Raw genomic sequence first — 3,074 nt, forward strand, 5'->3', positions numbered from 1 at the left:
CCACCGGTATTCGTAAGCCAATCGAATAATTTAAACGGTTGATAATCCCATGAGTTTAAGTTTTCTCGAGGCATTAGGAATATTCGCCAATATCTCTTATACTTGTTGTACAATCTATGGTCAGAAACCCTGAAAGCATTCATTACTTCAATACGTAGCTTATTTAATTCTCGATTTAATGCTTGAACTAAATGGAAACGATCAATGATGATTTTGGCGTTGGGAAATACCTCTCTAACGACTTCCATATAAGGCATGTACATGTCCATTGTAACTGTTTGAACTTTCTGACGAGTTTTCAACGGATAGGCAAAAAAGTAATCACGTAGCTTGAATTTTCTGCGATCTCCTAGCACATCTACAATACGTGAATTCGTATTATCTATAAACATAAAGCTCATATTTCCTTCGGCATGCTTTACACCTTTGAATTCATCGAAAGCAATATGCTCTGGTAGTGCATCGAAGATGCTAGGTTTAAGGTCTTTACCAGCACCATTAATTACCCGTTGAACTGTGAGATCAGAAACGTTGCATGTCTCTGCGATATGTTTAAGTGTCAACGCATTGGTTGCAAAGTCTAATACCATCCGTTTAACGCGCTTAGAAATAAAACAGTTATCACCGACTATCTCTGATTTAGCAGTGAAGTAGCTATCGCATTCTCTACAGTGATAGCGTTGCTTGCTTAATTCAAAGTAAGCAGGTAACCCTGATATCTTTGTTAGCGTAATTCTTGATTTTTTAGATCCATTCTTAACGATACTATTTCCTCGTTTAACACAGCCGCAGGCTGGACAATACTGAGGATTTACATCTAACTTGCCGAAATAGATCAGTGACTTTATATTCTTAACTATCATCTCTTCAACTTTATCTTCGAAAATTATATTTTCATCTTTCAATTGTAACGTGGTATTGATAAACTTATTCATACGGGGAATCTCCTATCTTATCATGGTTGTCGTTAACTATATGATAATGGAGATTCCTCTTTTTTTGTAAAAAAAATATAAAACCAATGACTTTTTTTGAAGTCATCAGTCCTATATATTGTAGAGCCAAAAATTTCCAATCATTATATCGTTATAAGTACCAACTTTTGTCGTTATAACTATGCTAAAATATCAAACCTCCGCCCCTTATAACGACAACACCCACAATTAGTCGTTATAAGTGCCAACTTTTGCCGTTGCCAGCTGCCAATTTAGGTGTTCCTAAAACCCCTTTGACCTTGATATACTAACCTCAATTTTTACGCAAATTACTTAACCTTTAAATCTATATAATATTAATTTATATAGACAACTTATTTAAATTATGTCTGTATGTCTTAATGAATTATAGAAATCAACAATTAAAGTGATGATCTTAAGACGGAGTATAACGGAGAACCGTTGAACTTCTATGTGACTTCTATGAACTCATTGAAGTTAGCTTCAGGTGAAACAATTGAAGTAACAAGTGAAGAGATTATCGCAGCACAAGCAGAGAATGGTACGTTAAAATTAAGCGGCGAACAAGTAAGTGAGCGTGCGGAAGATGCATACTCAAACACCGCAAACGAAGATACTAACGGAGAACCTTCGACAGGAACTAACCTAGCACCTACCGGTTCAATTGTAGTTAATGGGGTTGAAGTACCCGTTAGCTTAGATATGCTAGTGACTAGATTAAATCCTTCAGCGGATAATGTAACGGCAACGTATCGTGATGTAACAATCGATTCAACCTTAGCTGAAATTTATGATGTAACGTTTGGTGCGATTGACCGTTCAGCAATCATGTCGAACAAAGAGAATGCGATAGCACAGTTGGAAGCAGCTAAAGAATCTATGGAAGAATATCATGAACGATTGAATGATGACCCTAACATAAGTTATGACGATGCGAAGAAAATTATTGAAGCAGACAACATCGCTTTAAACTCAATCGGCGACGGTGAAACAAATAAACAAATTGAAAAGCTATTAAGCGAAACAAGCATTTCCAATTCAGACTCAAGTGGTACAGTTGAAGAAACAAAACCAATTGAAGAGATGACCGCTGAAGAACGTGAAGCCGCATTGCTTGCTGAAGTCAACGAAGAGTCACTAGGTATTTCGCAAGATACCTCAACAGTCGTTGCTTTAGAAAGTTTACGTGCATCAATCATCGACTTGAATTATCAAATTGCATTGTATGATGTAGAGTTAGATTATATTGATGAAGTTTCGATCAAACAAGATAGCATTGGTCGTGAAGCTGTTAGATATAATTTGTTAAGTCCATTCGATATTTAATTTAAAAGGAGCGTATAATCATGGCAAGAAAAATAGAACCATTACAAAAACGTTGGGCAAGTTTAGCAACTACTTTAAAGGATAGTAAGAACGATTTAGATTTCGGTAAGATCGATGTTCAGCTCACTGCTTCAGAACAAGAACCCTTAAACGAGTTAGCAACGTCAATTAAAGAGATGGCAAAAGAGATGCGAGAGATTGCTAATCAACTTGATAAAGAGTTTGACCACTACGTTAATTCTAAACGTAACGATGCGATTGATTCTGCGATGTCAGATAGCGAAGTACGTGAGTTAGTTTTAGCAATGGCTTTAGAAAAAGGTCTAGTCAAAACGTTAGATCTTTCTTCAGAAGTTGAAGCGGAGAACGAAGAACCAGTCGCAAATAATTCAGAACAACGTCAGGCAATTTAATCAGTAAAGAGAAATTCATATAATGTTTTTGATACCAGATGGTCGATGACTGTCTGGTATTTTTTTGTTTGTTATCGTGAAGGGCAGGGTGGGATGATAGCAAGTTCGAGCGTATGACAGTATGACACGATTGATTCATTTATCATCAGGCCTAGCCAAATTTTCTTATACCTTTTTCAGTTCATTACCTTTGGTTACGTCAAAATTATTTCGAGCGACTCATCAAAAACATGCCTTCTGAATTTAAGATGATAGGCTAAGCTTCAGCTAGGCTTCATCATTTTTTTGTCCTCAATCTTAAAAGGGTTAGGCTAGGTTTCGTCAAAAAATCTTGCCTTCACTCCAAAGGGGTAGGCTAGGCTTCAGGTAAATTTCTTCA

General features: G+C 36.5%; 3 protein-coding genes. 2 read left to right on the forward strand and 1 reads right to left on the reverse strand.

The window, feature by feature from the left end:
- On the reverse strand, positions 1-863 hold an 863-nt coding region (locus tag HMPREF3116_RS05510; RefSeq protein ID WP_168125795.1), incomplete at its 3' end, for an ISL3 family transposase.
- Between the two features lie 555 nt (positions 864-1,418).
- Here HMPREF3116_RS05510 and HMPREF3116_RS05515 point away from each other — a divergent pair.
- Positions 1,419-2,282, forward strand: a complete 864-nt coding sequence (locus tag HMPREF3116_RS05515; RefSeq protein ID WP_148129223.1) for a hypothetical protein — start codon at positions 1,419-1,421, stop codon at positions 2,280-2,282.
- Positions 2,283-2,302: 20 nt separating this feature from the next.
- Positions 2,303-2,695 (forward strand): hypothetical protein, encoded by a 393-nt coding sequence (locus HMPREF3116_RS05520; RefSeq protein ID WP_070468190.1) that lies wholly within the window; start codon positions 2,303-2,305, stop codon positions 2,693-2,695.
- Positions 2,696-3,074 lie beyond the last annotated feature (379 nt).

The organism is Aerococcus sp. HMSC10H05, assembly GCF_001806975.1.
Classification (GTDB): Bacteria; Bacillota; Bacilli; order Lactobacillales; family Aerococcaceae; genus Aerococcus; species Aerococcus viridans_B.